The 23,129-nt window shown below is 35.9% G+C and carries 27 protein-coding genes; 6 read left to right on the plus strand and 21 right to left on the minus strand.

Going from position 1 to position 23,129, the window contains the following annotated elements; all coding sequences use genetic code 11:
• From IJQ68_RS04280 to IJQ68_RS04295, 4 genes are all read right to left on the minus strand, one after another.
• Positions 1–960, minus strand: a 960-nt coding sequence (locus IJQ68_RS04280; protein ID WP_292797409.1) for a methanogenesis marker 2 protein, incomplete at its 3' end; no start/stop codon positions are given.
• A 4-nt stretch (positions 961–964) separates the two neighbouring features.
• A complete protein-coding gene (locus tag IJQ68_RS04285; RefSeq protein ID WP_292797411.1) occupies positions 965–2,077 on the minus strand; it encodes a DUF2117 domain-containing protein in 1,113 nt (370 codons plus the stop codon).
• Positions 2,074–2,580 carry a ribonuclease VapC gene (locus IJQ68_RS04290; protein WP_292797413.1) on the minus strand — a complete coding sequence of 169 codons (507 nt, stop codon included), beginning with the start codon at positions 2,578–2,580 and terminating at the stop codon, positions 2,074–2,076. Before IJQ68_RS04290 ends, IJQ68_RS04285 begins: the two co-directional genes overlap by 4 nt.
• 81 nt (positions 2,581–2,661) lie before the next feature.
• Positions 2,662–3,036, minus strand: coding sequence for a hypothetical protein (locus IJQ68_RS04295; RefSeq protein WP_292797416.1), 375 nt, complete (start codon positions 3,034–3,036; stop codon positions 2,662–2,664).
• Between the two features lie 187 nt (positions 3,037–3,223).
• Between IJQ68_RS04295 and IJQ68_RS04300 the strand changes: the two genes are divergently transcribed.
• From IJQ68_RS04300 to IJQ68_RS04320, 5 genes are all read left to right on the plus strand, one after another.
• Positions 3,224–4,216 (plus strand): acyltransferase, encoded by a 993-nt coding sequence (locus IJQ68_RS04300; RefSeq protein ID WP_292797418.1) that lies wholly within the window; start codon positions 3,224–3,226, stop codon positions 4,214–4,216.
• A gap of 467 nt (positions 4,217–4,683) precedes the next feature.
• Positions 4,684–5,475: a winged helix-turn-helix domain-containing protein gene (locus IJQ68_RS04305; protein WP_292797422.1), complete on the plus strand. Its 792-nt coding sequence runs from the start codon at positions 4,684–4,686 to the stop codon at positions 5,473–5,475.
• Positions 5,476–6,285 carry a winged helix-turn-helix domain-containing protein gene (locus tag IJQ68_RS04310; protein WP_292797425.1) on the plus strand — a complete coding sequence of 270 codons (810 nt, stop codon included), beginning with the start codon at positions 5,476–5,478 and terminating at the stop codon, positions 6,283–6,285.
• Positions 6,272–6,553 carry a winged helix-turn-helix domain-containing protein gene (locus IJQ68_RS04315; protein ID WP_292797427.1) on the plus strand — a complete coding sequence of 94 codons (282 nt, stop codon included), beginning with the start codon at positions 6,272–6,274 and terminating at the stop codon, positions 6,551–6,553. The genes IJQ68_RS04310 and IJQ68_RS04315 overlap by 14 nt, the downstream gene beginning before the upstream one ends.
• Positions 6,554–6,588: 35 nt before the next feature.
• The gene (locus IJQ68_RS04320) at positions 6,589–7,092 is read left to right on the plus strand and encodes a molybdenum cofactor biosynthesis protein B (protein WP_292797430.1); all 504 of its coding nucleotides are present in this window, start codon (positions 6,589–6,591) and stop codon (positions 7,090–7,092) included.
• Between the two features lie 44 nt (positions 7,093–7,136).
• On the opposite strand, the gene pyrE is transcribed toward IJQ68_RS04320, so the two are convergent.
• The 15 genes from pyrE to IJQ68_RS04395 form a co-directional block, all read right to left on the minus strand.
• Positions 7,137–7,658: an orotate phosphoribosyltransferase gene (gene pyrE, locus IJQ68_RS04325; RefSeq protein ID WP_292797432.1), complete on the minus strand. Its 522-nt coding sequence runs from the start codon at positions 7,656–7,658 to the stop codon at positions 7,137–7,139.
• Positions 7,658–7,885, minus strand: a complete 228-nt coding sequence (locus IJQ68_RS04330) for a PRC-barrel domain-containing protein (RefSeq protein ID WP_292797434.1) — start codon at positions 7,883–7,885, stop codon at positions 7,658–7,660. Before IJQ68_RS04330 ends, pyrE begins: the two co-directional genes overlap by 1 nt.
• A gap of 68 nt (positions 7,886–7,953) precedes the next feature.
• Positions 7,954–8,967: an adenosylcobinamide amidohydrolase gene (locus tag IJQ68_RS04335; RefSeq protein WP_292797436.1), complete on the minus strand. Its 1,014-nt coding sequence runs from the start codon at positions 8,965–8,967 to the stop codon at positions 7,954–7,956.
• A 30-nt stretch (positions 8,968–8,997) separates the two neighbouring features.
• A complete protein-coding gene (gene thsA, locus IJQ68_RS04340; RefSeq protein WP_292797438.1) occupies positions 8,998–10,608 on the minus strand; it encodes a thermosome subunit alpha in 1,611 nt (536 codons plus the stop codon).
• A gap of 209 nt (positions 10,609–10,817) precedes the next feature.
• On the minus strand, positions 10,818–11,975 hold the full coding sequence (locus IJQ68_RS04345) for a hypothetical protein (RefSeq protein WP_292797441.1): 1,158 nt from the start codon (positions 11,973–11,975) through the stop codon (positions 10,818–10,820).
• Positions 11,976–12,206: 231 nt separating this feature from the next.
• Complete coding sequence (asd, locus tag IJQ68_RS04350; protein ID WP_292797444.1) at positions 12,207–13,256, minus strand: aspartate-semialdehyde dehydrogenase; 1,050 nt, start codon at positions 13,254–13,256, stop codon at positions 12,207–12,209.
• 9 nt (positions 13,257–13,265) lie between these two features.
• On the minus strand, positions 13,266–14,087 hold the full coding sequence (dapB, locus tag IJQ68_RS04355) for a 4-hydroxy-tetrahydrodipicolinate reductase (protein WP_292797447.1): 822 nt from the start codon (positions 14,085–14,087) through the stop codon (positions 13,266–13,268).
• A 9-nt stretch (positions 14,088–14,096) separates the two neighbouring features.
• Positions 14,097–14,990, minus strand: a complete 894-nt coding sequence (gene dapA / locus IJQ68_RS04360) for a 4-hydroxy-tetrahydrodipicolinate synthase (protein WP_292797450.1) — start codon at positions 14,988–14,990, stop codon at positions 14,097–14,099.
• Positions 14,987–16,210, minus strand: a complete 1,224-nt coding sequence (locus IJQ68_RS04365; protein ID WP_292797452.1) for an aspartate kinase — start codon at positions 16,208–16,210, stop codon at positions 14,987–14,989. Before IJQ68_RS04365 ends, dapA begins: the two co-directional genes overlap by 4 nt.
• Before the next feature lie 175 nt (positions 16,211–16,385).
• The gene (locus IJQ68_RS04370; protein WP_292797455.1) at positions 16,386–16,583 is read right to left on the minus strand and encodes a 30S ribosomal protein S17e; all 198 of its coding nucleotides are present in this window, start codon (positions 16,581–16,583) and stop codon (positions 16,386–16,388) included.
• Positions 16,576–16,911, minus strand: coding sequence for a chorismate mutase (locus IJQ68_RS04375; RefSeq protein WP_292797457.1), 336 nt, complete (start codon positions 16,909–16,911; stop codon positions 16,576–16,578). The genes IJQ68_RS04370 and IJQ68_RS04375 overlap by 8 nt, the downstream gene beginning before the upstream one ends.
• Before the next feature lie 102 nt (positions 16,912–17,013).
• The gene (locus IJQ68_RS04380) at positions 17,014–17,880 is read right to left on the minus strand and encodes a shikimate kinase (RefSeq protein WP_292797460.1); all 867 of its coding nucleotides are present in this window, start codon (positions 17,878–17,880) and stop codon (positions 17,014–17,016) included.
• The gene (locus tag IJQ68_RS04385) at positions 17,880–18,950 is read right to left on the minus strand and encodes a glycosyltransferase family 4 protein (protein ID WP_292797463.1); all 1,071 of its coding nucleotides are present in this window, start codon (positions 18,948–18,950) and stop codon (positions 17,880–17,882) included. The genes IJQ68_RS04380 and IJQ68_RS04385 overlap by 1 nt, the downstream gene beginning before the upstream one ends.
• Entirely contained in the window at positions 18,947–20,023 is a 1,077-nt protein-coding gene (cbiD, locus tag IJQ68_RS04390; protein WP_292797465.1) for a cobalt-precorrin-5B (C(1))-methyltransferase CbiD, read from the minus strand. Before cbiD ends, IJQ68_RS04385 begins: the two co-directional genes overlap by 4 nt.
• A gap of 27 nt (positions 20,024–20,050) precedes the next feature.
• Positions 20,051–20,311: a thioredoxin family protein gene (locus tag IJQ68_RS04395; protein WP_292797467.1), complete on the minus strand. Its 261-nt coding sequence runs from the start codon at positions 20,309–20,311 to the stop codon at positions 20,051–20,053.
• A 122-nt stretch (positions 20,312–20,433) separates the two neighbouring features.
• Between IJQ68_RS04395 and IJQ68_RS04400 the strand changes: the two genes are divergently transcribed.
• Positions 20,434–22,515 (plus strand): DEAD/DEAH box helicase, encoded by a 2,082-nt coding sequence (locus IJQ68_RS04400; protein ID WP_292797470.1) that lies wholly within the window; start codon positions 20,434–20,436, stop codon positions 22,513–22,515.
• 9 nt (positions 22,516–22,524) lie between these two features.
• On the opposite strand, the gene IJQ68_RS04405 is transcribed toward IJQ68_RS04400, so the two are convergent.
• Both IJQ68_RS04405 and IJQ68_RS04410 read right to left on the minus strand, forming a co-directional pair.
• Positions 22,525–22,821 (minus strand): DUF2098 domain-containing protein, encoded by a 297-nt coding sequence (locus tag IJQ68_RS04405; protein ID WP_292797472.1) that lies wholly within the window; start codon positions 22,819–22,821, stop codon positions 22,525–22,527.
• A gap of 16 nt (positions 22,822–22,837) precedes the next feature.
• On the minus strand, positions 22,838–23,116 hold the full coding sequence (locus IJQ68_RS04410; protein ID WP_292797474.1) for a PRC-barrel domain-containing protein: 279 nt from the start codon (positions 23,114–23,116) through the stop codon (positions 22,838–22,840).
• Between the last annotated feature and the right edge of the window lie 13 nt (positions 23,117–23,129).

Raw genomic sequence — 23,129 nt, forward strand, 5'->3', positions numbered from 1 at the left:
ATTTTGATTGAACACTTCTATTGTCTGGTCTTTATAAGTAACATTCAATACTTTTTCACAAGTCACTTCACCGACAACATCAGCTTCAATGGAATATTTGGCCAAATATTCCTTGATATATTCGCATTTATCCTCAGATGCGGTGAATACAAATCCGGAACCGGGATATGACTTAAGCCAGTCATTCCAGGCCATGTTCTCATTTTTAGGAATGTCTTCAAGATTTACATCAGCACCTTTTCCGGAAGTTTCGAGAAGCATTTCAAGGGTTCCGAGAATTCCCGGATTTGAAATGTCCTTACCGGATTTTATATAGTCATGTTCTGCAAGGTACTGGACTGCTGTAATCTGGTCCTGCACCAGCTGGGCATCCTTGTCATATGTGGTATCCCAGTTAAGTGCAAACATTTCATGAGGCTTGCCGTCCAGATCAATAGCTACGATAACCTTATCGCCCACTTCAGCACCGAAACTGGTGATTATCTTATCTTTCTGTGCAATACCGACGATTGCCACACCTAATGAGTCGCATTCGGCATCGGGATGCAGGTGTCCTCCAACCATCGGAACTCCGAACTTGAGACATCCGTCCTTGATTCCGCTAAGCAGATCTTCGTATATCTCATCGTTGTTAATTGACATTATGTTGACCATTGCCAATGGTTTTCCTCCCATGGCCGCAATGTCATTGACATTTACAAGAACTGAACAGTAGCCTGCCCAATAGGGATTGACATTCATGATCTGACCCCATATTCCGTCTGCAGCCACTAAAATGACCTGATTGTTTCCGATGTCAATTGCAGATGCGTCATCACCGATGTCAATTATTACATCGCCTGAAACATTATAAGCGTCACTTAAAAGATTAACAACATTATCAATGGAGCTTTTACGTGAAACCCCTTCAAATTCCTGCACTTCTTTTATTAGTTTTTCAAAGTCTAAAATAAACTCCACATCCTTAAATCTTATTAATTGTATATTTAATATTTCTATTATTTATGATTTCGACTATTTTGCTTTCAACCTCATCGATTGAAGTGAAATTCTCGGATATCTTTTCATTATTGAACAGTTCCTTTTGAATAATATTGCCGATGATATCATCGTTTCCGCTTTCAACTTCGAAAATTACGGAATTCTTTGATTTGAAACCCTCTTCAACAACCTTATCCAGATCACCGTCAGTGATTCCTATGATTGGAATGTTGAATCTGTATAATATATCCGATGATATTAATGTCGTGTCGTCACCTATCGTTATGACCAGCGAAGAATCCCTGAACTGGTAGACGTCCTCCCCTGCATGGTCAAGAAAAGCCACCTTGAAGTTTTCGGATTTTGCGTTATCAAGCACTCTTGGAGTTACCTTTGCCTTTCTTAAAAGACCAGTCTTTACGATGGCCTCATTTAAATTGACATATCCCAGTTTTTCAACGCCATGAGGCTTTATCTCACCGCCGATGATTTCTGAGATATGATTGTCTTTAGAGACTAATGTTAACTTATCTGATGTGGCCCTGCCGATTACGACACTGTTGACCATTATATTTTCTCCGGGACTTACCCCGTGGATTGTACGTCTGGTCTGGCCCTTTTCATCATCTCTGATATGTTTTTCATAGATTTCATCAGGCGTTACCATATTTAAATTCAGATTATCAGCAAACTCTTCGGCCAGACTGCTTTTGACTGCCCAGTTAATGACGCTTCCGTCAGCCTCGCCGGGACGTTCAATCTGGATTATTGGTATGGAGTTTTGAGAAATCTTGTTTTTATAGTGACTGTAAACCTTATATCCGAAGACCTGACCAGTAGTGGATGATTTTCCATAATTCAGAAGAAATATGATATCCACTTTATCATCATGGAATATTTTAAGCGAATCGCTTGGAACCAGCTTTTTTGAAATGTCAATGATATTTTCTAAGGATTTGTCGATGACGGCAGTTCTGCCCATTGTTCCGCCAAGCCTTACGGAAACTTCCCCATATTCTCTGATTAGGTCAATAAGCTTTAATGCATGGCCTGAGTCTATGATGTTCGGGCCGTGAACCACAATTCCGATTTTCATCTTTCCACCCTGATTCTTTTTTTGAATATTTCAGATCCGCACACGTCACAGTCATCAAAAGGATATTCCTCGCCAAACTCCTTTTTGCAGCCCTGACAAACTTTCTTCCAGTTGTAGATTTCCTTAATTCCCTCTGTTATGATACCGGAATAGGGAATATCCATAATTTTTAAGGTATTCTGGATGGTGTAATCATCGCTTATGACCTTGACTGACTTTCCTTCATCTTTAAGCATCAGTGCAAGAGCGATTATCTTTTTATCCGGCACAGATAACCTTAAGACATCACCTGATTTTGAAATTGACTCTTCTGTTTTATCCAAATATTCCTTTGTTACATCCTGAACGATTAAAATTCCATCATCCACTGCACTGTCATAGGCAAGTCGGGATTCGAAATCCTTAATTTCAGCAGTGATTTCAGGAACAGTATAATTATTTTTAGATGTCGGTTTAAAGCCGTTGATGAATGCTGATGCATCTAAAATATAGTAAATTTCCATGAGTATACCTTTGATTTAGAAATTTAAAATACTTTTTGATGAATTTATTTTATTAAATACAACATCAATAATAGGAAAATATTAAGACATATCGCCATATACTTCCATTAATGCTTTTTGGTCTTCAGCAGATCCTCCACCAATTATCTTGCCTGTTGCACTATCATATTGAGTATCCCCAATCCAATAATATCCTTGACCGGAATTCCATTCATCCATATGTTGCTGAGCATATTCCCTTGAAACATATTTGCTATCACTACCAGATTGCTGTGAACCGCCATCATTATTTACAACATCTTCACTGTTTACTTTATCTACATCCACAGAGGAAGAAGTATTATTGATTTCAGTGACCGGCTTGTCATTATTTTGTTGACTTATTAACATGAACCCACCAATAGCAATAACAACAAATATTATTACTAAAGCAAGTATTATTTTATTATAATTCATAATCACACACCATGTTATTACATTGTGTATTATTTATATTTTCAACAAAATATATTATTTTCTGACATACTAAAATATGCCATAATTAATTTGATTATATTTATCAACTAGATTATGCATTAGAATTTCAAATGAACTCATAACTGAAACAAAGATTTAATATGCAGAAAAAATCATTATAATATTAATGGCCTATTTTAATAACAAAAAAGATAACAATAATATAATTTATTCATTAAATTTTCTAAAATTTTTAGCAGTTTTTGGAGTTATATGCATACATTGCAGCATATTTCCCACTGTACAGTACAAAGGTCTGGTCATTGACGCACTTGCAAGATTTTCAGTGCCTGCCTTTTTCCTTATATCCGGATTTTTTAGCTATTATGACGATAATTCCATTGCATTGCACAAATATAAAACAAGAATGGTCAAATTAATTAAATTATTTATTATTGCCAATATCGTGTATTTTCTCTTTGAATTTTATACCGTTTACTTTGGGAACTTAACCGCATTAATACTGGAGAAATTTACTTTATATGATATATTTTATTATTTTACTTATGACGTTTCACCATTTGGAACCCATCTGTGGTTCATATTCGCTTTAATCTATTGTTATCTGCTATTTTATATTTTGACTAAATTTTGCGTTAAACCTAAGATATTGTACAAATTTATCCCCATATTAATAGCTGCTACATTGTTTATGTCTGAGTTTTGTAAACTGATAGGAATGACATTTCCACTGGAATATTATAGAAACTTCCTATTTATGGGATTGCCTTTTTTCACAATAGGCTATTATATCCATGACAATGAAAGTAATTTAAATAAATTATCAAACACCTCGGCAATCATTCTGGCTTTTTCAGGTATTTTACTGACCATTTTAGAAGTGTCTTTTGTTGGAATGTCCGAGATATTTGTGGGAACAGTAATATTTATAACATTTGTATTTATATGGTGCGTTAAAAATCCGAACAGATTATATTTCAGAATTACTGATTTTATTGGCGGTAAACTGTTCACTTCAATGTATATTTTACATGTTTTGGTAATAATGATTCTGGCCGAAACGATTCAGACACCCTCATTCATCGCCTGCTCAGTATTGACTGTGTTAATATCAACTCTTATCTATCTCATTAATACTAAACTTAACATAAAGTTTTAAATTGGGTTGTCTAGTTGAAAAGTCTTCACCATCTACTGAATTTTTTATATTCAGATATTTTCCATCTTTTTAACTCTGTACAAAGAAAAAAACAACATTTTTCCTTTAAATTTTTTTTAATTGAAAATAAATTACCCAAATCACAACCACATCAAACCTGCACCAAAATAAACCCAATTAAAAAATCCAAAATAATTTTTGATGAATTTTCAGGAAATGTTAAGGGAAATTTCAGCAAATCTTCATGGAAATTATAGTGAATATTAAGTGAATCTTCAGCAAATATTCATGGAATATTCACCAAATTTTCAGTGAATATTCATAGAACTTTCAGGAAATATTAGGGCAATGTTCATGAAATTTTCATATATTTATTTAAACATTTGAAAAAAAATTATTTACATGAACATATTTCAATAACTCATGAAAAGTTATGGGACATAGAAAAATTTAATGCTGTGATGAAAATGATGATAGATGAAAACTACATTGACAAGGACATATTATTTATAGTAAATTCAGAAATCCGACTGCAGATATTAACGGAGCTTAAAAATGAACCCCAAACGGTAAGAGAGCTAGTTGACAGGACCAATATGGCATACAGTTCCGTATCAAATAACCTGAGCAAACTGGAGTACAAAAACCATGTGATTAAGGAGGACAGAATCTACACAATCAATCCGATGACCCGAATATACTTTGACCAGATTATGGAATTCAAGAAAAGCATAGACGTGGTACAAAATTTTAATAACTTCTGGTACAAACATGATATTACCTATATTAACATCAATTTAATAGAAGATATTACTAAGTTATACAAATCTAAACTAATAGAAACTAACCCGATTGACATATACAAGACACATAATAACATCAAAAAGAATCTGGAAAAATCCCGAAACGTTAAAGGAATTCTTCCATACATCCATCCGGAATATCCGAAATTAATGGAAAAGATTTTGAAAAGTAACGGCAAAATTGAGCTGATTATGGAAAAAAGCATATATCGGGGACTTATCTCACAGATAGATGAAAAAGTAAAAAGGCAGGCCAAGAAAGAGGGAAGATTGAAAATTCATGTTCTGAAAGAAAATTTAGAGATTTATCTGCTGATTTGTGATAATAAAATGAATCTGGGACTGTTTAAAAACGACGGAAGTTATGATCAAAACAGGATATTGACTTCAGATACGCATGAGTCCATCAATTGGGCTAATAGTCTGTTTGATACAATCAAAGAAAAAGTGATTTAAATGGCAGCCAAAAACATGAACGAAACACGGGAATTCAAAAACGTCAAGTATCTGCTGACCTCATCTATGCGCACTTTAATTCTGGTTGTACTCTATAACAACAACAAAACCCTCAATGAAATAAGAGACGAACTGCAAAAGCCTTCAGCAACAATATTGCATGGACTAAAAGAACTTGAGGAAAACAATCTGATTAAAAAGGACAAAAAGGAGTACTCTCTTACTTCAAACGGATATCTTCTTTCGACAAACATAATAAAACTGATAAACAACTGGTATTCCATTGAAACACACAAGGATTTCTGGAATAGCCACGACCTGAGTGGCATTCCAGAAGAATATCTGAATAAGCTGTATCTCTTGAAAGATGCTGAATTAGTTTCATCCACAACCAGTGACTTATCCAATGCATTCAATACATACATACAACTGCTCAGGACTTCAGCAAGCATTAAAATGATTCTGCCGATATACTCTGAAAATCATTTTAAATACATCATAAAGCTACTGAAAAGCGACAGCATACAACATCTGACAATACTGATTAACAAGAAAATACTTAGAACCATGAGAAAAAGCAGATATTTGAAAAAGACAATACTGAAAAACAGGAAAGTGACAGTGCTCGACATGGACAGGAATCCGAAAATATTTCTGACATATTCAGAGGAATTCATGACATTGACATTGTTTTTTAAGGATAAGCACTACGATGATTCCCAAATGATAGTTGACAGAAGCGAAAACTCTATACGATGGGCGAAAGGACTATTTAATTATTACATGGAAGATTCCAATGACAGACAATAACAATAAACTGAAAATACTATTATTTCAAAAGAAAGGCGGTAAAACTTCAGCAAGAATAATCGAACAGCTACTGATTAGGCCATATAATCCTAATCAGATTGCAGAATTGCTGGATATCAGCTACAACACAGCATACTATCATATGCAAATTCTGCAAAAATACCATTTCATTGAAAAAAAGAACGACGAATACGGTTCATTCTATGAAGCGACCGAAGCTTTATTAAAGGAAAGCGAATCCTTTTTTAAGTTGAAAGAACTTATATAAGAAACAATTAATAATGGATTTAACTTGGTGATTGAATGGAAAGTAAAACAACAAAAGAGCATCAGAGCGCATCTTCAAAAGACATAACTTGTGGAATCATTACATTAAGCGATAGCAGAAGCAAAAAGGAAGATTTATCCGGAGATTATCTTGAAGAGGAAATAAATAAAAGATATACCTTAAAATCAAGACTTGTAATCAAAGATGAAGCAGAGCCTTTGACAGAAGCTATTGAGAAAATGGTTGATGAAAATATTGATGTCATCCTAACTAATGGCGGTACAGGCCTTAGCATGAGAGATATTACAGTCGAAACCGTTGAAAAGTTATTTGACAAAAAAATCGATGGTTTTGGAGAAATATTCAGACATGAATCCTATCTAGAAATAGGTTCAGGTGCTCTTCTTTCACGGGCAACAGCAGGTGTCTATAAAAAGTGTTGCATATTTTCCATGCCAGGATCACCTAACGCAGTTAAAACCGCAACAAAAATAATAATTGATGAACTGCCACATATCGTTCATCATGCGCAAAAATAAAATTATTGATGGATTTATATCCATCATTTCTTTTTTTAATGAAATCAGAACTCATCAACTTTAATTAAAGGTTCTAAAGCAATACCTTCTTCTTCGAATGCTTCAATAGCCCCTTCCTGTCTGTCGACAACAACGAAAGCCCTTGTTACATTACCCCCATTATCCTGAATTGCCTTAATGGCTTTAAGAAGAGACCCTCCGGTGGTTGTTACGTCCTCAACGACAATTACATTGTCTCCGGAGTTCAGCTCACCTTCAATCAATTTAGATGTTCCGTATCCTTTCTTTTCCTTACGAATCATCAGCAATGGAGTTTTGCTTTCAAGAGAAACTGCTGTTGCGATAGGAACAGCACCCAGAGCCGGACCTGCAACCTTATCGATTCCGTCTTCGGCAATCATCTCAGTAATCAACTTGGCGATTGTAGATAGAATTTCAGGTTCCGTTATGGCCTTTTTCATGTTAATGTAGTAATCGCTCTTCTTACCTGAAGATAATGTGAAATCACCTTTAAGGAAAACCTCATTGTCCTTCAGCAGTTGAATCAAATAGTCTTTAGATGGCATTATATATCATCATCGCTTTTAAGTAATACTTTATCTCCAATAGCTTTTACAAGCTCTACCGGAATAACATTTTCACTGTCACGGATTTGCTCTGAAATTCCGGTTTTTTTAATTACCAAATCAGTAATTTCAAAACTGTCCTCATCAAAAATCAGTTCGGAAACTTTACCAATAATTTTTGCATTCGCATCAAGAATTTCCTTGTTAAATAATTCTTTAGTTCTCATAAAAAATCACCTTATGTTATCAGTATTATATTTGAATTTTGAATTTAAAAAAGTTTAGTTTTAAAAAATCAGGCTAAAAAGTCATTAATCCAGTAGGACAGTAACTTATCAACTGTGTTTCCGACACAATTTTTTAAAAGATTTGTTGATTGCGCATAAGCAATTTCCTTTTCGATAATGCCTTTATCAACATCATCCATCAGGTTAAGGATTGCTGATGTTACGGCAATATTTTCCTGAATTTTGGAATCAAATTTTAGCTGGCGAATGAAGTTATGTTTATCTTGATTTAAGCTATCATAAAATTCATTGATGTCCAACTTGTACCTGTTTAATAATACCAAAACATGAGATTGTGAACGTGGTGTAATCCAAACTTGTTTTTTAATTGCTACATGTATAGACTCAATGATAGTTTTAGCAATTACTTCACCTAACTTGGAATGTTTTCCGGCATTCCCAAGGATATTGTCCGAATCCATATTTGATGAGATTATCAGTCCGTCAGTGCCTGTTCCTGTTGCAAAAGAATTGGAAAACTGGGACGGAATCTTCAGTCTGTTCAGGGCAACGGTTTTGGCCTCACATGCAGTCATAAACGCCTCAACCAAAGTTGAATCATCAAGCTTTGAATTGATAAGCAAAATCGTGTTGATAGTTCCCGGATGAAACTCGCCGTTTTCCTCATAATATGATGCATCATCACCTGCACATGTTGCATTTACACGGACTCCCGCAGTGGTTAATGCAGTGACTTCAAGTTTTTTATATTTTTTTGTGACAATGGAAAGGTTTTTCATCCTTGCCAGCGTGACAATACCACTTGATTTGGCAGAATCAAACTTAAGTTGTCCGCATAGCTTTTCAAGATAGTCTTTCAGGTCATGATCTTCAAGATAATCAATATTTTCCTGTGAGAGATGATGATTGAATACGAATTTCAGGTCATTTCGAATCCCACCATTGAGAAGAGATGTGGAAATGGTGTTTCGATTATTATTAAATTTAACAAAAATAGAATCTTTCAGATAATAAACTTCATCTGAAGTTGAAGTCTTAAAAATAAGTCTGTTGTTGTACATAAAAAAGAGAAAAAAAGATGTAAATTAGATTTACATCATTGGAGGCATACCGCCCATACCTGGGTCCATAGCCATATCGTCTGCTCCACCAGTGGAAGCAATTACGTCATCGATTCTTAAAATCATTTCAGCTGCTTCGGATGCAGATTGGATAGCTTGTTTTTTGACACGTTTTGGTTCAATTACTCCAGCTTCTTTCATATCTGCTACTTCACCAGTGAATACATCTAATCCCATGTAAGCGCTGTCTTCTTGAGCAGCTCTTAAATCTACTAAGGAGTCGATGCTGTCTAAACCTGCGTTTTCAGCTAAGGTTTTAGGTACGATTTCTAAAGCTTCTGCAAATGCATTTACAGCTAATTGTTCTCTGCCAGAAATGGATTCTGCGTAATCTTTGAGTTTTTTAGCCATAGCGATTTCAGGAGCACCTCCACCAGCTACAACTTGGTCATCTTCTACAGTAGCTGCCACTACACCGATTGCGTCTTCAATAGCTCTTACGATTTCGTCAACGATGTGTTTGGTACTTCCTCTTACGAATAAGGTTACTGCTTTAGCTGAGTCACATTCTTCGACAAAGATCATGTCTTCACCGGAGATTTTTCTTTCTTCAACGATACCAGCATGACCTAAATCATCAGCGGATAAATCATCTAAGTTGGTTACTACAGTAGCACCGGTAGCTCTGGATAATTTTTCGATATCGGATTTTTTGACTCTTCTTACAGCCATAATGCCTGATTTAGCTAAGTAGTGTTGTGCTAAGTCATCAATACCTTTTTGTGCGAATAATACGTTAGCTCCAGCATCAGCAACTTTTTGAACCATTTCTTTAATCATGTTTTCTTCACGTTCAATGAAAGCTTGCATTTGAGCAGGATCAGTTATTCTGATTTCAGCATCAGTTTCAGTCTCTTTAACTTCTAAAGGAGAGTTAACGAGAGCGATTTTTGCATCATTAATTTCAGATGGCATACCTGGATGTACTTTTTCTTTGTCAATGATAACTCCTTCAACTAAGCTGGATTCTTCGACAACAGCACCGTCTTTTTTCTCGATTTTAATATTGTCAATGTCAACATCTTTGTCATCAGCAACTTTTTGAACAGCTTCAACGATTAATTTTGCTAATGGTTCACGTGCTGCTTCGGTTCCTTTACCAGTCATAGCAGTCATAGCTACTTTAGTTAAGGTTTCAGTGTCAATGTCATCGATTGCAATTTGGTCTAAGATTTCCTGAGCTTTTTCAGCTGCTTTTCTGTATCCCATTGCAATGATGGTTGGGTGAATGTCTGAGTCTAATAAGCTTTCTGATTTTTTCAATAATTCACCAGCAATGATAACTGCAGTAGTAGTTCCGTCTCCAACTTCGTCTTCTTGGGTTTTTGCTACTTCTACAAGCATTTTTGCTGCAGGATGTTCAATATCCATTTCTTTTAAAATAGTTACTCCATCGTTAGTTACAACAATGTCTCCGAGACCATCCACTAACATTTTGTCCATTCCTTTTGGACCTAAAGTAGTTCTCACAGTTTCAGCTAATACTTTACCAGCTAAAATGTTATTTCTTTGTGCGTCTCTACCGATGGATCTGTTAGTTCCTTCAGGTAAAATAAAAATTGGTTGTCCACCTTGTGCCATTTAATCACCTTTTATTAATTTTTATAAATAATTAGATCAGTTTAACAATCAACATGAAAATAAGTTATAGTGTTGAATAAACCTTTCTACATATAAAATGAGTTTGAGGTTATATAAATACTTTGCTATTTAGTGAATTTTTGTAAGAAAAAGATAGGCAATATTGAATTTGGATAAAATGGAATGGAAAAAAAGTAATAGATAATGAATTATCTATGTTCTTTTTTCTCAAATCTGAAAGGAGGTGTCCTTTCAATAGTTTCAAAGGATTCCTGTTCCTCCTGAAGCTCATTGAAGAATGCATTAATTTCTTCCAATCTTTTGATTTTATCGTTTTTACGGATTAACTCATTTTGGAGATTAATATATTCCTCACGGGAAACAGTCTGATCCCTCAGGTATTTGAGCTCATTGTCTTTTGCAACAATTTCATTCTGAAGCTGATTTTGCAAATCGACATATTCAGATTTAGGAACGCTTTGCTCTTTGAGATATTTCAATTCACTGTCACGTACGGAAATTTCACTTTCCAGGTAGTTCTGAAGACTTACATACTCTTCACGAGGAATTGAATTTTCTTTTAATGCATTGATTTCCTTGTCCATTGCAGCAACTTCATTTTCAAGCAATTCCTTAAGATTAAGGTAATCCTGTCTAGGGATGCTTTGCTGTTTCAATTGAGTGATTTGAGCATCCATAGCTGCAATTTCATTTTCAAATTGAGTCTGTAAATTTTCATAATCCTGTTTTGGGATAGTTTGCTGTTTTAACAGAATCATTTCATTATCAATAGCGGTTATCTCATTATCCTTTTGCTGGAGTTCTCTGTTTTTGAACTCGATTTGTTTTTCGAGCTCCATGATTTCCTGCTGAGCGCCAGCATCATTTTCTAATTTGATAACCTGAATCTTATAATCATCAATAGTTCTTGAAAGACTGTTGATTTGAGCATCTTTTTCAGCGATACTTCTGTATGACTGGTTTAATCTTTCGTTTACTTCAGACAACTCATTTTTCTTATAATCTCTTAACTGTTCTGCAAAATAAGTCTTAATTTCATCTAAAGAATTGTTAACGTAATCAAGCTCATAAATCCTGTCTTCCTGATTTTTGATTAACAGATCTTTTTCATCGAGTTGTCCCCGAAGCTGATTCAGTTCTTCTTCAGCTTTAAATTTAATAACAGAAACTTCTTTTTCTTTGTCAACAATATCCTGTTCAAGTTCTCGTATCCGTGAAGCAGAGTTATCGTTTGCTTTTTCTACTTCAAGCTGTGTTAAATCGAATTTAAGTTTATTGAGCTCTAATAAACAAGATCTGACTAAAGATTGTAAAGCATCTTTTTCAGCATCTATTCCATTTTCCATTTCTATCCCTTAACTTAAAATTTATCTCAATATTGAAATTTGCATATGATTAATTTTTAAATTTAAAAATTATGTTATACCATACACTATAATTATCTAATATTAAATATTGTTGTCATACTATTTAAATTAAACCCTTAAATTAACTAAAAATAGAAACAAAAAAGATATAGAAACCAGTAGAAAAATATAGAAAAAAATAGAAAAAATAAAAAAAATAAATGAGTTAAATCAGAGTATTTTCTCATTAATTAACTCTGCATTTAACACTGATGCTCCAGCAGCACCACGAATAGTATTATGTCCAACAAGAACATATTTTAAACTGTTATCAAAAGCTTGGTCTTTTCTTAATCTGCCAACACTAACGGACATACCATTACCGGCATTTCTATCCATTCTTGGCTGAGGCCTGTCCATTTCCTCTTTGATAATTACAGGATTTTCCGGAGCTGAGAATAAATTTAATTCTTGAGGCAATGCTTTGAAATTTGCCATTTTATCTTTCACATCAGCAATGTCAAAGTCATCATCCAACTCAATAAATACTGCCTCGGTATGGCCATCAATAACGGGAACCCTATGACATGAAGCACTTAATTTGAAATTTGCATCAGTAACTTTTTCACCGTCAAAAGAGCCCAATAAGTGTAAAGTTTCAGATTCCATCTTTTCTTCTTCACTGCCAATATAAGGAACAAGATTATCGACAATAGCCATTGAAGGAACACCATTATAGCCTGCACCAGATACTGCCTGCATGGTTGAAACCCTAATTGAATTAATATTGAAGTTATCGACAATAGGTTTCAATGTCAGGGTTAAAGCGATAGTTGAACAGTTAGGATTGGTTACAATGAATCCGTCCCAGTTATTCTCTTTCTGTTGAGCATCAATCATGTCCAAGTACTCAGGATTTACTTCAGGAATCACTAAAGGAATATTCTTTTTCATCCTGTGAGCACTAGCATTACTTGCAACAACATAATCTTTTGCAAAGTCCTTTTCCACTTTTGCTGCAAATTCAGTTGGAAGAGATGAAAATACAATGTCCACATCATTATCCATATCTTCAGGATTTGTTTCACATACAACAATATCTTTTACCTCTTCAGGCATTGCATCATTAAGATACCATGTAGTTGCATCCTCATACCTTTTGCCTGCAGAACGGCTTGATGCCGCAAGAGCAGTGATTTCAAAATCAGGATGATTGGCTAACAATTGGATGAATCTCTGACCAACCATACCTGTTGCACCAAGTACACCAACATTTACCATAAAAAACACCTATTCTAAACCTAAAACATCATTCATACTGCTGACAACACCTTTTTCAGCAGCAGGAGCATATCTGATAGCTCTGATTACACCGGCAATGAAAACTTCTCTTGTATGAGCCTGGTGTTTAACTTCCAGTCTTTCACCGTCACCAACAAACATTACAGTATGGTCACCGACAATATCTCCACCACGGATTGCGTGAACACCTATCTCTTCAGGAGTTCTTTTGCCGACAAGACCTTTTCTTCCATAGACCCCAACCTCTTCAGGATCACGGTTGAGAGACTCGGCAATCACTTCAAATGCAGTCATTGCAGTTCCGGACGGAGCATCTTTTTTCTGATTGTGGTGAGCTTCAATAATCTCAATATCAAAATCATATAATAAAGGAGCCAGTTTCTTTAAGGTGTTGAAAAATACGTTTACACCAATAGCCATGTTTGATGAAATGACTGCACCGACTTTATTGTCTTCAACGTTTTTAATGTTTGATGCCATCTGTTCGTCAGTGAATCCTGTGGTACCTACAACAATATTAACTCCACAGGAAGTGGCAGTTTTGATTGTTTCAACTGCAGCAGGAGCAATGGTAAAATCAACCAAAACATCAGGTTTTGCTGATTTTAAAGTTTCTTCCAAGTTTTCGGAACCGGTGATTTCAACACCTAATTCGCCTATGCCTGCCTGAATACCTGCATCTTTTCCAGCTAACGGAGTGTTTGGCATTTCAATGGCTGCTACAACTTCCATATCTTCTTGTTCTGTAACTTTTTTAATAATACCGGAGCCCATTCTTCCAGCAGCTCCAGTCACTGCTACTTTAATCATTTAAACACCTTAAATTAAATTTGAATCTTTTAAAGCTTTTTTAAGTATTTCTACATTTTCCTCTTTCATTGGAGCTAAAGGATCCCTTAATGGTCCTGAAGGAAGGCCCATGATATTCATTGCGGTTTTTACAGGAACAGGATTACTTTCAATGAATAATGCTCTGATTAATTCCAACATTTCATAGTGAAGCTCCAATGCACGGCCATAATCGTCATTTAAAATACTGTCAACCATTAAGACCATTCTTTTAGCGTCAACGTTAGCTGAAGCACTGATTACACCGGTTCCTCCGACAGCCATAATAGGCAGGGTCAGGGAGTCTTCACCGGATAATATGTTAAAGTCATCTTCAAGGCCTTCGTGTGTAAGAGCTCTGTAAATATCAGAAACTTTGTCAACACTTCCGCTTGCTTCTTTAACAGCATCAATATTGTCTATTTTTGCAAGTTCAACAATAGTTTCAACATCCATATTAACTCCGGTACGGGAAGGCACATTATAAGCAATAATCGGAATGTCTGCACTTTCAGCCAGAATTCTATAATGGTTAACCATACCGTGCTGCTGCGGTTTGTTATAATAAGGAGTGATGACCAAAGCAGCGTCACAGTCAACATCTGCAGCATATTTTGTCAAATCCAAAGCTTCAGATGTGGCATTACTGCCCGTACCTGCAATAGTTTCCACTCTACCGTCAACTTCATCAACTAAAATATCAATTATTCTTCTGTGGTCTTCATGAGATACTGTAGCTGATTCCCCAGTAGTTCCGGCACCAACCAAACCTGTTACGCCCTGATCAATCAGATAATTGATATTTGACCTAAAACCTTCTTCATCTATTTCCCTATTTTTATCGAAAGGAGTTACCATCGCAACGTAAGTTCCTTCAAAATTCATTCTAAAACCTCATTGAGTAAGTCATAAGCTTTTTTCGCATCTTTAACATCAACATAAATAACAATAGCTGTCTGGGATGAAGCTATTTCTATAATATTAATATTATTTATCCTTAACGGCTCCGTAATAGCCGAAATAATTCCAGGAGTTTCGTCGGTGAAATCCGGACTTACAATTGTAATCATTGAAGCATCGGAACCTAAGGATAGTGAACTGAAAACATCATCTTCAACCACTAAAGTGTGCAATATAGGATATGCTTTTTCAGAATCTTCTTTTTCTACAAATACCGTCATTGAGTTTTGCCCGGCCAAAATGCCAAGAATATTTATATTATTTTCTGCAAGGCATGAAGTCACTTTAGCCAAAAGACCTGCTTTTTTAAGCATTCCGTCTCCGACTATGGCTATAATAGAAATAGGATTCTTATGTAAAGATATGTGTTTTGTCATATCTCCTTCAAAAGGGCCTGTAATACGGGTACCTTTTGCATTTAAATCGCCGTGGGCAAAATTGATAATCTTAGCACTTATTAATGGATCTTTATATTTCAATGCATGAGGATGTAAAACCTGCGCTCCATGAGTAGCCAAATCCCTCATTTCCTCAACAGTGATTTCATCCAATAACTCTGCACTTTCTATTTTATTAGGATCTGTTGACATTACGCCGTCCACATCTGTAACGATAACTACATCACTGGCATCCAAACAGTGTCCGATTAAAAATGCTGATATGTCACTTCCGCCACGTCCCAGTGTAGTGATTTCACCGCTAGGTCCTTTTCCTAAAAATCCGCAGATAACAGGAATGATTCCTTGATTTAAAAGGTCCTGTATTCCGCTGAACTTCTCGTTTGTAGTGGCGAAGTCTATTTTTGCTTCCAAAGAATTGGAATCAGTCATGATTGGCCATATTGGGTTATATGGATCAATATATTCTGATTTAACACCTAAAGATTCAACAGTTGCTGAGAATAATCTTGCACTAGTTAATTCACCCATAGCCATTATTTCTGCCTTCTGCTTGTCAGTTAAAGTTTCGCCAATAGCTGCATTGGATAAATCAATTAATTCGTCGGTAGTCTTGTTTACTGCGGAAACTACAACTACTACCTGTTTGCCTTTCATATACTCATTTACTACGGACTGCGCCGCTTTTTTAATTCTGGAGCCATCTCCTACCGATGTGCCACCAAATTTTGCTACTATTAAATCCATTAATATTCACACCTATTTCTAAAGAATATTTTATATTTTCATTAAAATTTTTGATTATTCAAAAATACGATATATATCTTTATTAAAAGACATTAATAAACTTTTAAAAAGAATTGTAAAAAATTATTTTGAAAATTTATAAAAAATAGTTAAAAAAGAATAAGGAAAATTAATCTTATTCTTGAGTTTGTTCTAATCTGACAAGTCTGGTAACGTAACCAGCAATTTTATTTCTTAAATGTTTAGTACTTACAGTTGAGTATTCTGATACTAATTTTTTGTTTTCTTCAAAATCAGTAGTGAAAACACCTTTGTGAGTTTCTATAAGTTCTCTTGCTAAACGTTTAACAAATGAAGTTCTAATATTACCCATCAACATTCCTCCTCAATATTTCGTTTTGCTCATTTTTACTTAATATAGTTAGCATATTTACGATTTGATCAATAATTGTTGCGTCAATATCGTTTTCTTCAGACAACCTCTCGATTTTTGCATATATTGCATCTTCCCTTTTTTTATCATAAATTGGCATGCCCAAATAATCTTTTGCAAGTGCAATATCCTTTGCAATTGAAGTTCTCTGGCAAATTAAATTAAATATCTCATTATCAATCTCATCAATGCGATTTCTAGATTCTAATAAAAGATTTTCAGCATCTTCCTTATTTTCAAAAGAAATTATCTCATTTTCCTTAGTCAAAAAATCACCAAAATCTGATAATAATGATAATAATATAATTTATAATAATCATAGTATATAAACTATGGCATAAATCATGAAATAATGGAAATTTATAACATGTTATAAAAATAAACAGCCATCGTTATCAACATGGGTCTCTATTACATTTCCTTCCAATGTACTCCAAGCATCCTTAATGTCATCACATGATGATTCGTCACATACCGCCACAAAAGATGAACCGGTACCTGAAAGGCCTGATGCAATTGCACCTGACTGAAGCGCATCAATTGCAATGGCTGAATCAAAGCCTAAAGCTGATGCATAAATCAGACCGTTTAAATTAAGGGCTTTAAAATAATCCCTGTTTTTAGCAAAATCAAAAGCAGTTTCAACAAGAGGAGCCATAATGCGCATACGGTTGACATCACTGTCTCCGGATTTTGAATGGAAATTCGGCATGTAAACCAATATCTTATGGTCATCCATCTTTTCCCTGATGATAAACTCCCTGTTTTTATTGTCAGTCACGACAACGCCGCCGAAATAAGATGCTGTTGCATCGTCAAAAGATCCAGTTATGGTAACTCCTGCCTCGATTGAAGCATCAATTGCCAGATTAATTATTTCCATATCAGTCAAAGGATTTAAGTCAAATTCCTCACTGATTATTTTTGATGTGACGGCAACAATCGCATTGGAAGAGGCACTGCTGCTTGAAAGGCCTGAAGCCATAGGCAAGCTGGACTCGGTTGTTAATTTCAAACCGAAATCATTATTATCGACACCATATCTTTCAAAAACCTTATTTACACATAAATCCATCAAATCAGTGCTTGCCCCAACATCGTTAGAGCATTCAATTCCTTCACTTATCGTTTTGGCTTCGCATCTGATATCAAGTCCTATTCCGAATGCGGATCCGAAACCTGTTGCTATAGCATTAATTATTGTGGCTGAACCAGGACATCTAATTTTTTTAATCATTATTTTACCTCATCATAAGGAATTTCAACATTGCTGAAGTCAGCAGCTCTTTTTCTCGCATTTGAAGATAATTTCTGTCTAAATTCATCATCTCCAATGATCTTGTCAATGGATTGAGCCAAGCTGGAAGCGTCATTCGGGTCAATAAGCAATCCGACATCATCAGTTATGATTTCGGATATTCCTCCAACGTCACTTCCGATAACTGCCTTTTCACATGCCAATGCCTCAATCAGCACCAGGCCAAAGCTTTCTGAAAATGACGGCAGCACCAGCACGTCACATCCCGGAATGATATTTTCAACATCACTTCGAGACCCTAAAAATCGGACATCTGAAATATTTTCATTTGCAACCTTATTTTCCAGATCTTTTTTAAGCGGACCGTCACCGACAACAACCACTTCATAATCGGTTTTTGATAGTTTTTTTGCTTCCAAAATCAGATTGACATTTTTACGTTTGATAATATTTCCGACAAACAGAACAATAGGTTTTCCATTGCTTTCAAGCAGATTCTTATTTTCACCGGAAAACTTATCTATGTCGACGGAATTCCAGTAAAGCCTTGTTTTTGACTCGATTCCCTTGACACCTGTAGCCAATATTTCATTTTTCAGGGCGTTGCTGACTGCAAAAACAACATCCGCCTTTTTCAATACATTATTGATAAACGGCCTCATAAATGACTGTTTCTTATACATTTCAAACATGTCTGAACCGTGGGCAGTCACATATGTCTTTATCTTATGTTTTTTGCCGACATCACATGCCGCAGCACCTGCAGGAAATAGATAATGGCCATGTATGATGTCAATATCAACTTCCTTTACCAGCTTTTCAAGTGCTTTTCCGGCATTTCTTTTAAACATCAGCCCCCTGATTCCGGGAATGTTAAGACCTGTCGTTCCTATGACGTGAATTCCATCAATATCCGCCAAATCAGAATGGGGATAAGTGATTACATAAACCTCATGTCCCTGTCTGACAAGCTCCTTGGATAACGTATGAATATGAACACCTACACCTCCAACATGAGGTGGAAATTGACCAACCATAGCTATTTTCATATAAATCCTTCCATATTGTCATTCAAATAATTTCCTTCCATATCAACCAGAATAACGTCAAGTTCCAGTTCAAAACGCTGCTGGCAACGCTGCTTTATTGCAAGAGCAATGCTGTTTGCAACATCCTTTTGAAGATTGATTTCACTTAATATATCAAGCATATCATCAGTCGTTGCCGAATCATACAATGCAAGCAGAACATCCCTGTGGGCCCCGCAAAGAGCGGCATGAGTTATCATTATTTCGCGTCTGCCGTCAGCAACCGCATGTTTGGTGTTGAATATTCCTCCGGCGATTTTAATCAGCTTTCCGATGTGTCCGAAAAAGGTGAACCTGTCTATTCCACGTTTTTTGGCCTCTTCAAACATGAATCCCACATAGTTGCCTGTCTGAATGACCTGCTGCTTGGATATTGGCAGTCTCTTTAAGGCCAATTTTTCACCAATATTACCCGGAACAAAGACCAAATCATTCAGGTTTGAAGCAATTGCAACATCAATTTGAGTTACAATGGAATTCTTATATGCTTCGCTGGACATTGACCTTGCAATACCTGTAGTTCCCAAAACGGAAATACCGTCAACAATACCTAATTTGGGATTCATTGTCTTTTTGGCAATTTCACGACCTTTTGGGATTGAAATTGTGACCTTTGCAGACTTGCCTTCAGGAATTTTGTCTTGAAGGTTCTTTTTAATCATCTTGCGCGGAACGGGATTGATTGCATGCTGCCCGACAGGTATCTGAAGACCGGGTTTTGTAATTACTCCAACACCTTCCCCACCGGTGATTATAACCTTTTGCGAATCAAAATCAATCAGTTCGACATGAGCCACTATAGCCAGATTAACCGTTACGTCAGGATCATGATATGGATTTTTATGGGCAACGGCACAGGCGGAATTGGAAGATAACTTGCGACATTCATCTATTATAATGTCTAATGTTTTTTTAGGAGTTTCAACCTTAACACAGGCAATATCCGGTGAGTCCAAAATGGCGTCAATAGCAGCAAGAGAACAGGCTGTAGCTACAGTGCCTGTTGTGACACCAGTATAATTATCATCAGTCATTTTTACAAAAATAAAAAAAGAGAGAATCTATAATAAAGATTCTAATTTTTCGATTAATTCACTGTCACTAGGTGCACCAATAAATTCAACATTTCCGTCAATGACAACAGTTGGTACTGCCATAATCTGGTATTGTCTGGCTCTGTCGATGTTATCAGGATCATTAGCATTGACGATTTCAACATCAATCTGGTCACCTAATTTGGCTTTAGCACTTTCTGCAGCAGCAACTGCAGCAGGACAATGTGGACATGAATCTGTTTTAAAAACTTCTATTTTAATTGCCATATTATCAAACACCTATAATTATATTTTTGTGAATATTTTATATATTCATACTATTTAATTGTTAAGGTTACTGGTCAAATGCTCTCTCATAATATATTAATATATAAAAAAACAATATTTAATTGATTAAAATGGAAAATTTACCTGAAGATATTAAAAAAATAATTAACAGTGCTTACCCATACATAGAAGAGTTCAACCCGGCACAGAAAGCCGTCATTGAATCCGGATATCTTGATGACAAATCAAATTATATAATTTGTATTCCAACAGCAAGCGGTAAAACAGTTTTAGGAGTATTGCCTGCTTTAAAAACCATTTTAAACGGAGGAAAAGCAGTTTATGCCGCACCGTTACTATCCATTCAGAATGAGAAAGTGCAGGAATTCAAAGCTTTTGAAGAGCATGGAATCAGCGTTGGAAAACACCCGTCAAGCTCCGATTTGTCAGTGATGGTCTTTGAGTCATTTGATGCCCTAACACGTTTTTCATGGGACACTCTTCGTGACGTGGACACACTGATTATTGACGAGTTTCACATGATTGGTGAGTACAGCAGAGGACCAACACTTGAAGCGGCAATCACAAGAGCCAAAATAATCAATCCCTCAATGAGAATAATAGCCCTTTCCGCTACGCTGAGAAACATTGAAGAGATTGAAGGATGGCTTGAAGGAAAATGTGTGGAACACGATTACAGGCCGGTGCCACTGAACAAAGAGGTTCTGGACGCTGAAATGTTCAATACCAAAAACAAAAATGATGTTATCGTTAAAATTGTTGAAAAAGCAATGCAGGACAATTCACAGGCACTGTCATTTGTTTCAACCAGACGATTTACTGAAAGTCTGGCCACATATGTCGCTAAAAAGATTAACAAGAAGCTTTCAAAAGAACAGAAAAAGAGATTTAAGGAAGTTGCAAACCAGTTGCTTGAAGTTCCCAAAAAGAAAGGGTCACTTCCGACAACAACCTGTGTGAAACTGGCCGAAGCTGCGGAAAAGGGTGTTGCATTTCACCATGCAGGCCTTTTCAATGAGCAAAAGGAGATTATTGAAGATGAATTCAGAAAAGGAAACATACTGATGATTAGTGCAACTCCAAGTTTAATGTATGGAGTTAATCTACCTTCAAAATCCGTGGCAATAAGAGACACAACCCGCTGGACAAGCAACGGACCTCAGCCAATACCTGTTTTTGATTATGAGCAGATGTCCGGTCGTGCAGGAAGGCCTCAATATGACGATGTGGGCTATTCCTATCTTGTCGCCAAGACTTCGGATGAAGCCATTAACCTGCAGGACTATTACATTAATGGAGAAATCGAACTTACCAATTCCAAACTGATTGACAACAAGGACGCTATTCTAAAACAGATTATAGCTCAGATTGCATCAACACTATCCAGAGATTTGGATGAGCTGGTTGATTTCTTTGGAAAAACATTATACGGTTATCAGATGAGCAACAACCCGTCAATGTCACTGTTTGCAGCGGACAGCCTGAAATGGGAAATTGAACAGGATTTGCAATTCCTAATCCAAAACGGAATAATAAGGGCGACTCCGGAAGGACTTAAAACAACTGACTTCGGTAATCTTATAGCAAAATCAAATTATGCCGTAGAGACCGCAGTTAAAATCAAGGAATATATTTCAACATCAGACACTTTCAATATTCCGGAATTTATCTATGCATTAGCTCAGACTCCAGACCTGCCTTTAATATCATTTAAAGGAAGAAAAAGCAAGGATCCTGTGCGTGACAAAATGTCTGAAGTTGGCCTTTTTGCAGTTGACATCGGAAATGCCGAAGCCACAACAGTGTCACTGATTGAATGGATTGACGAGAGAAACGAGTTTGAAATTGAAAACAAGTACAGCGTTTATTCCGCATCAACCAGAAGATCCGCTTATGAGGCTTCAAGACTTATACGTTTCGCCAAAAATACATCCGAGATATTGGGAGACTATTCCAACCTGAAAGATTACGATTACCTATCAGCAAGATTGTATTATGGCGTTAAAGAAGACATTATTCCTCTTGTTGTCGGCGTTAAGCGTCTTGGAAGAAAACGTGCGAGAAACATTGTGGAAATCTTTGGCCATAATTTAAAATCAGTCAGCGAAAAAGAGCTGCAAAAAATCGATGGTATCGGTGAAACATTATCCAAAAAAATAAAACAGTTTACAGAGAATTATTGAAGAGGAGGATTATCCTCCACCTTCTGCAACATTGGAATCCATTTGCATGTTTTCCATATTTGCTGCTTTTTCTTTTAAATCCTCAATATCAAGTTCACGACCAGTTGGAGTGAATTTGACTTTGATATCTTTTTCATCTAAAACTTCAACTAATTTGGATTTGTACCATAAATTAGTCTTGTCAATTAAAACCCAACCGACTTCATCTTCAGTCTTGATGTCAAGAACTTTTCCGATAGTTCCTGTATCAACGTAACGGACATAATCATCGGTTGAAATTTCCTTATCACGAGCATCGAATGCCATGATATTACTCCTGAATCTATTCTTCTTCTACTTCGATGGTAACTTGTTCAGCTTCTTCAGCTTCTTCTTCTACTTCTTCTTCAATTTCAGTGTTTAAGAGAATGTAGTCACCAATGGTTTCAATGCTGTCGAAGTCAACTTCGATGGAATCGTTGGATAAGATACCTTTTTGTAATGAGATAATGAGAGTGGTAACTTTACCGGTTTCAACATCGATTTCTACATCGTCAACTTTACCTACAGCTTTTACTTTTTTATCTAATACGGTAATACCGAATAATTGTTTTGCACGCATTTTATCGCCTCAA

Origin of the sequence: Methanobrevibacter sp. (assembly GCF_017447225.1) — an archaeon.
Classification (GTDB): Archaea; Methanobacteriota; Methanobacteria; order Methanobacteriales; family Methanobacteriaceae; genus Methanocatella.

Coding starts and splice junctions, on each gene's coding strand:
- IJQ68_RS04285 (WP_292797411.1), bottom strand. CDS start 2,077: ATGAAAATCGGAATTGTGGTTCACGGCCCGAACATCATAGACTCAGGC.
- IJQ68_RS04290 (WP_292797413.1), bottom strand. CDS start 2,580: ATGGAAATTTACTATATTTTAGATGCATCAGCATTCATCAACGGCTTT.
- IJQ68_RS04295 (WP_292797416.1), bottom strand. CDS start 3,036: ATGAATTATAATAAAATAATACTTGCTTTAGTAATAATATTTGTTGTT.
- IJQ68_RS04300 (WP_292797418.1), top strand. CDS start 3,224: ATGGCCTATTTTAATAACAAAAAAGATAACAATAATATAATTTATTCA.
- IJQ68_RS04305 (WP_292797422.1), top strand. CDS start 4,684: ATGATGATAGATGAAAACTACATTGACAAGGACATATTATTTATAGTA.
- IJQ68_RS04310 (WP_292797425.1), top strand. CDS start 5,476: ATGGCAGCCAAAAACATGAACGAAACACGGGAATTCAAAAACGTCAAG.
- IJQ68_RS04315 (WP_292797427.1), top strand. CDS start 6,272: ATGACAGACAATAACAATAAACTGAAAATACTATTATTTCAAAAGAAA.
- IJQ68_RS04320 (WP_292797430.1), top strand. CDS start 6,589: ATGGAAAGTAAAACAACAAAAGAGCATCAGAGCGCATCTTCAAAAGAC.
- pyrE (WP_292797432.1), bottom strand. CDS start 7,658: ATGCCATCTAAAGACTATTTGATTCAACTGCTGAAGGACAATGAGGTT.
- IJQ68_RS04330 (WP_292797434.1), bottom strand. CDS start 7,885: ATGAGAACTAAAGAATTATTTAACAAGGAAATTCTTGATGCGAATGCA.
- IJQ68_RS04335 (WP_292797436.1), bottom strand. CDS start 8,967: ATGTACAACAACAGACTTATTTTTAAGACTTCAACTTCAGATGAAGTT.
- thsA (WP_292797438.1), bottom strand. CDS start 10,608: ATGGCACAAGGTGGACAACCAATTTTTATTTTACCTGAAGGAACTAAC.
- IJQ68_RS04345 (WP_292797441.1), bottom strand. CDS start 11,975: ATGGAAAATGGAATAGATGCTGAAAAAGATGCTTTACAATCTTTAGTC.
- asd (WP_292797444.1), bottom strand. CDS start 13,256: ATGGTAAATGTTGGTGTACTTGGTGCAACAGGTATGGTTGGTCAGAGA.
- dapB (WP_292797447.1), bottom strand. CDS start 14,087: ATGATTAAAGTAGCAGTGACTGGAGCTGCTGGAAGAATGGGCTCCGGT.
- dapA (WP_292797450.1), bottom strand. CDS start 14,990: ATGAATTTTGAAGGAACTTACGTTGCGATGGTAACTCCTTTCGATAAA.
- IJQ68_RS04365 (WP_292797452.1), bottom strand. CDS start 16,210: ATGGATTTAATAGTAGCAAAATTTGGTGGCACATCGGTAGGAGATGGC.
- IJQ68_RS04370 (WP_292797455.1), bottom strand. CDS start 16,583: ATGGGTAATATTAGAACTTCATTTGTTAAACGTTTAGCAAGAGAACTT.
- IJQ68_RS04380 (WP_292797460.1), bottom strand. CDS start 17,880: ATGATTAAAAAAATTAGATGTCCTGGTTCAGCCACAATAATTAATGCT.
- IJQ68_RS04385 (WP_292797463.1), bottom strand. CDS start 18,950: ATGAAAATAGCTATGGTTGGTCAATTTCCACCTCATGTTGGAGGTGTA.
- cbiD (WP_292797465.1), bottom strand. CDS start 20,023: ATGACTGATGATAATTATACTGGTGTCACAACAGGCACTGTAGCTACA.
- IJQ68_RS04395 (WP_292797467.1), bottom strand. CDS start 20,311: ATGGCAATTAAAATAGAAGTTTTTAAAACAGATTCATGTCCACATTGT.
- IJQ68_RS04405 (WP_292797472.1), bottom strand. CDS start 22,821: ATGGCATTCGATGCTCGTGATAAGGAAATTTCAACCGATGATTATGTC.
- IJQ68_RS04410 (WP_292797474.1), bottom strand. CDS start 23,116: ATGCGTGCAAAACAATTATTCGGTATTACCGTATTAGATAAAAAAGTA.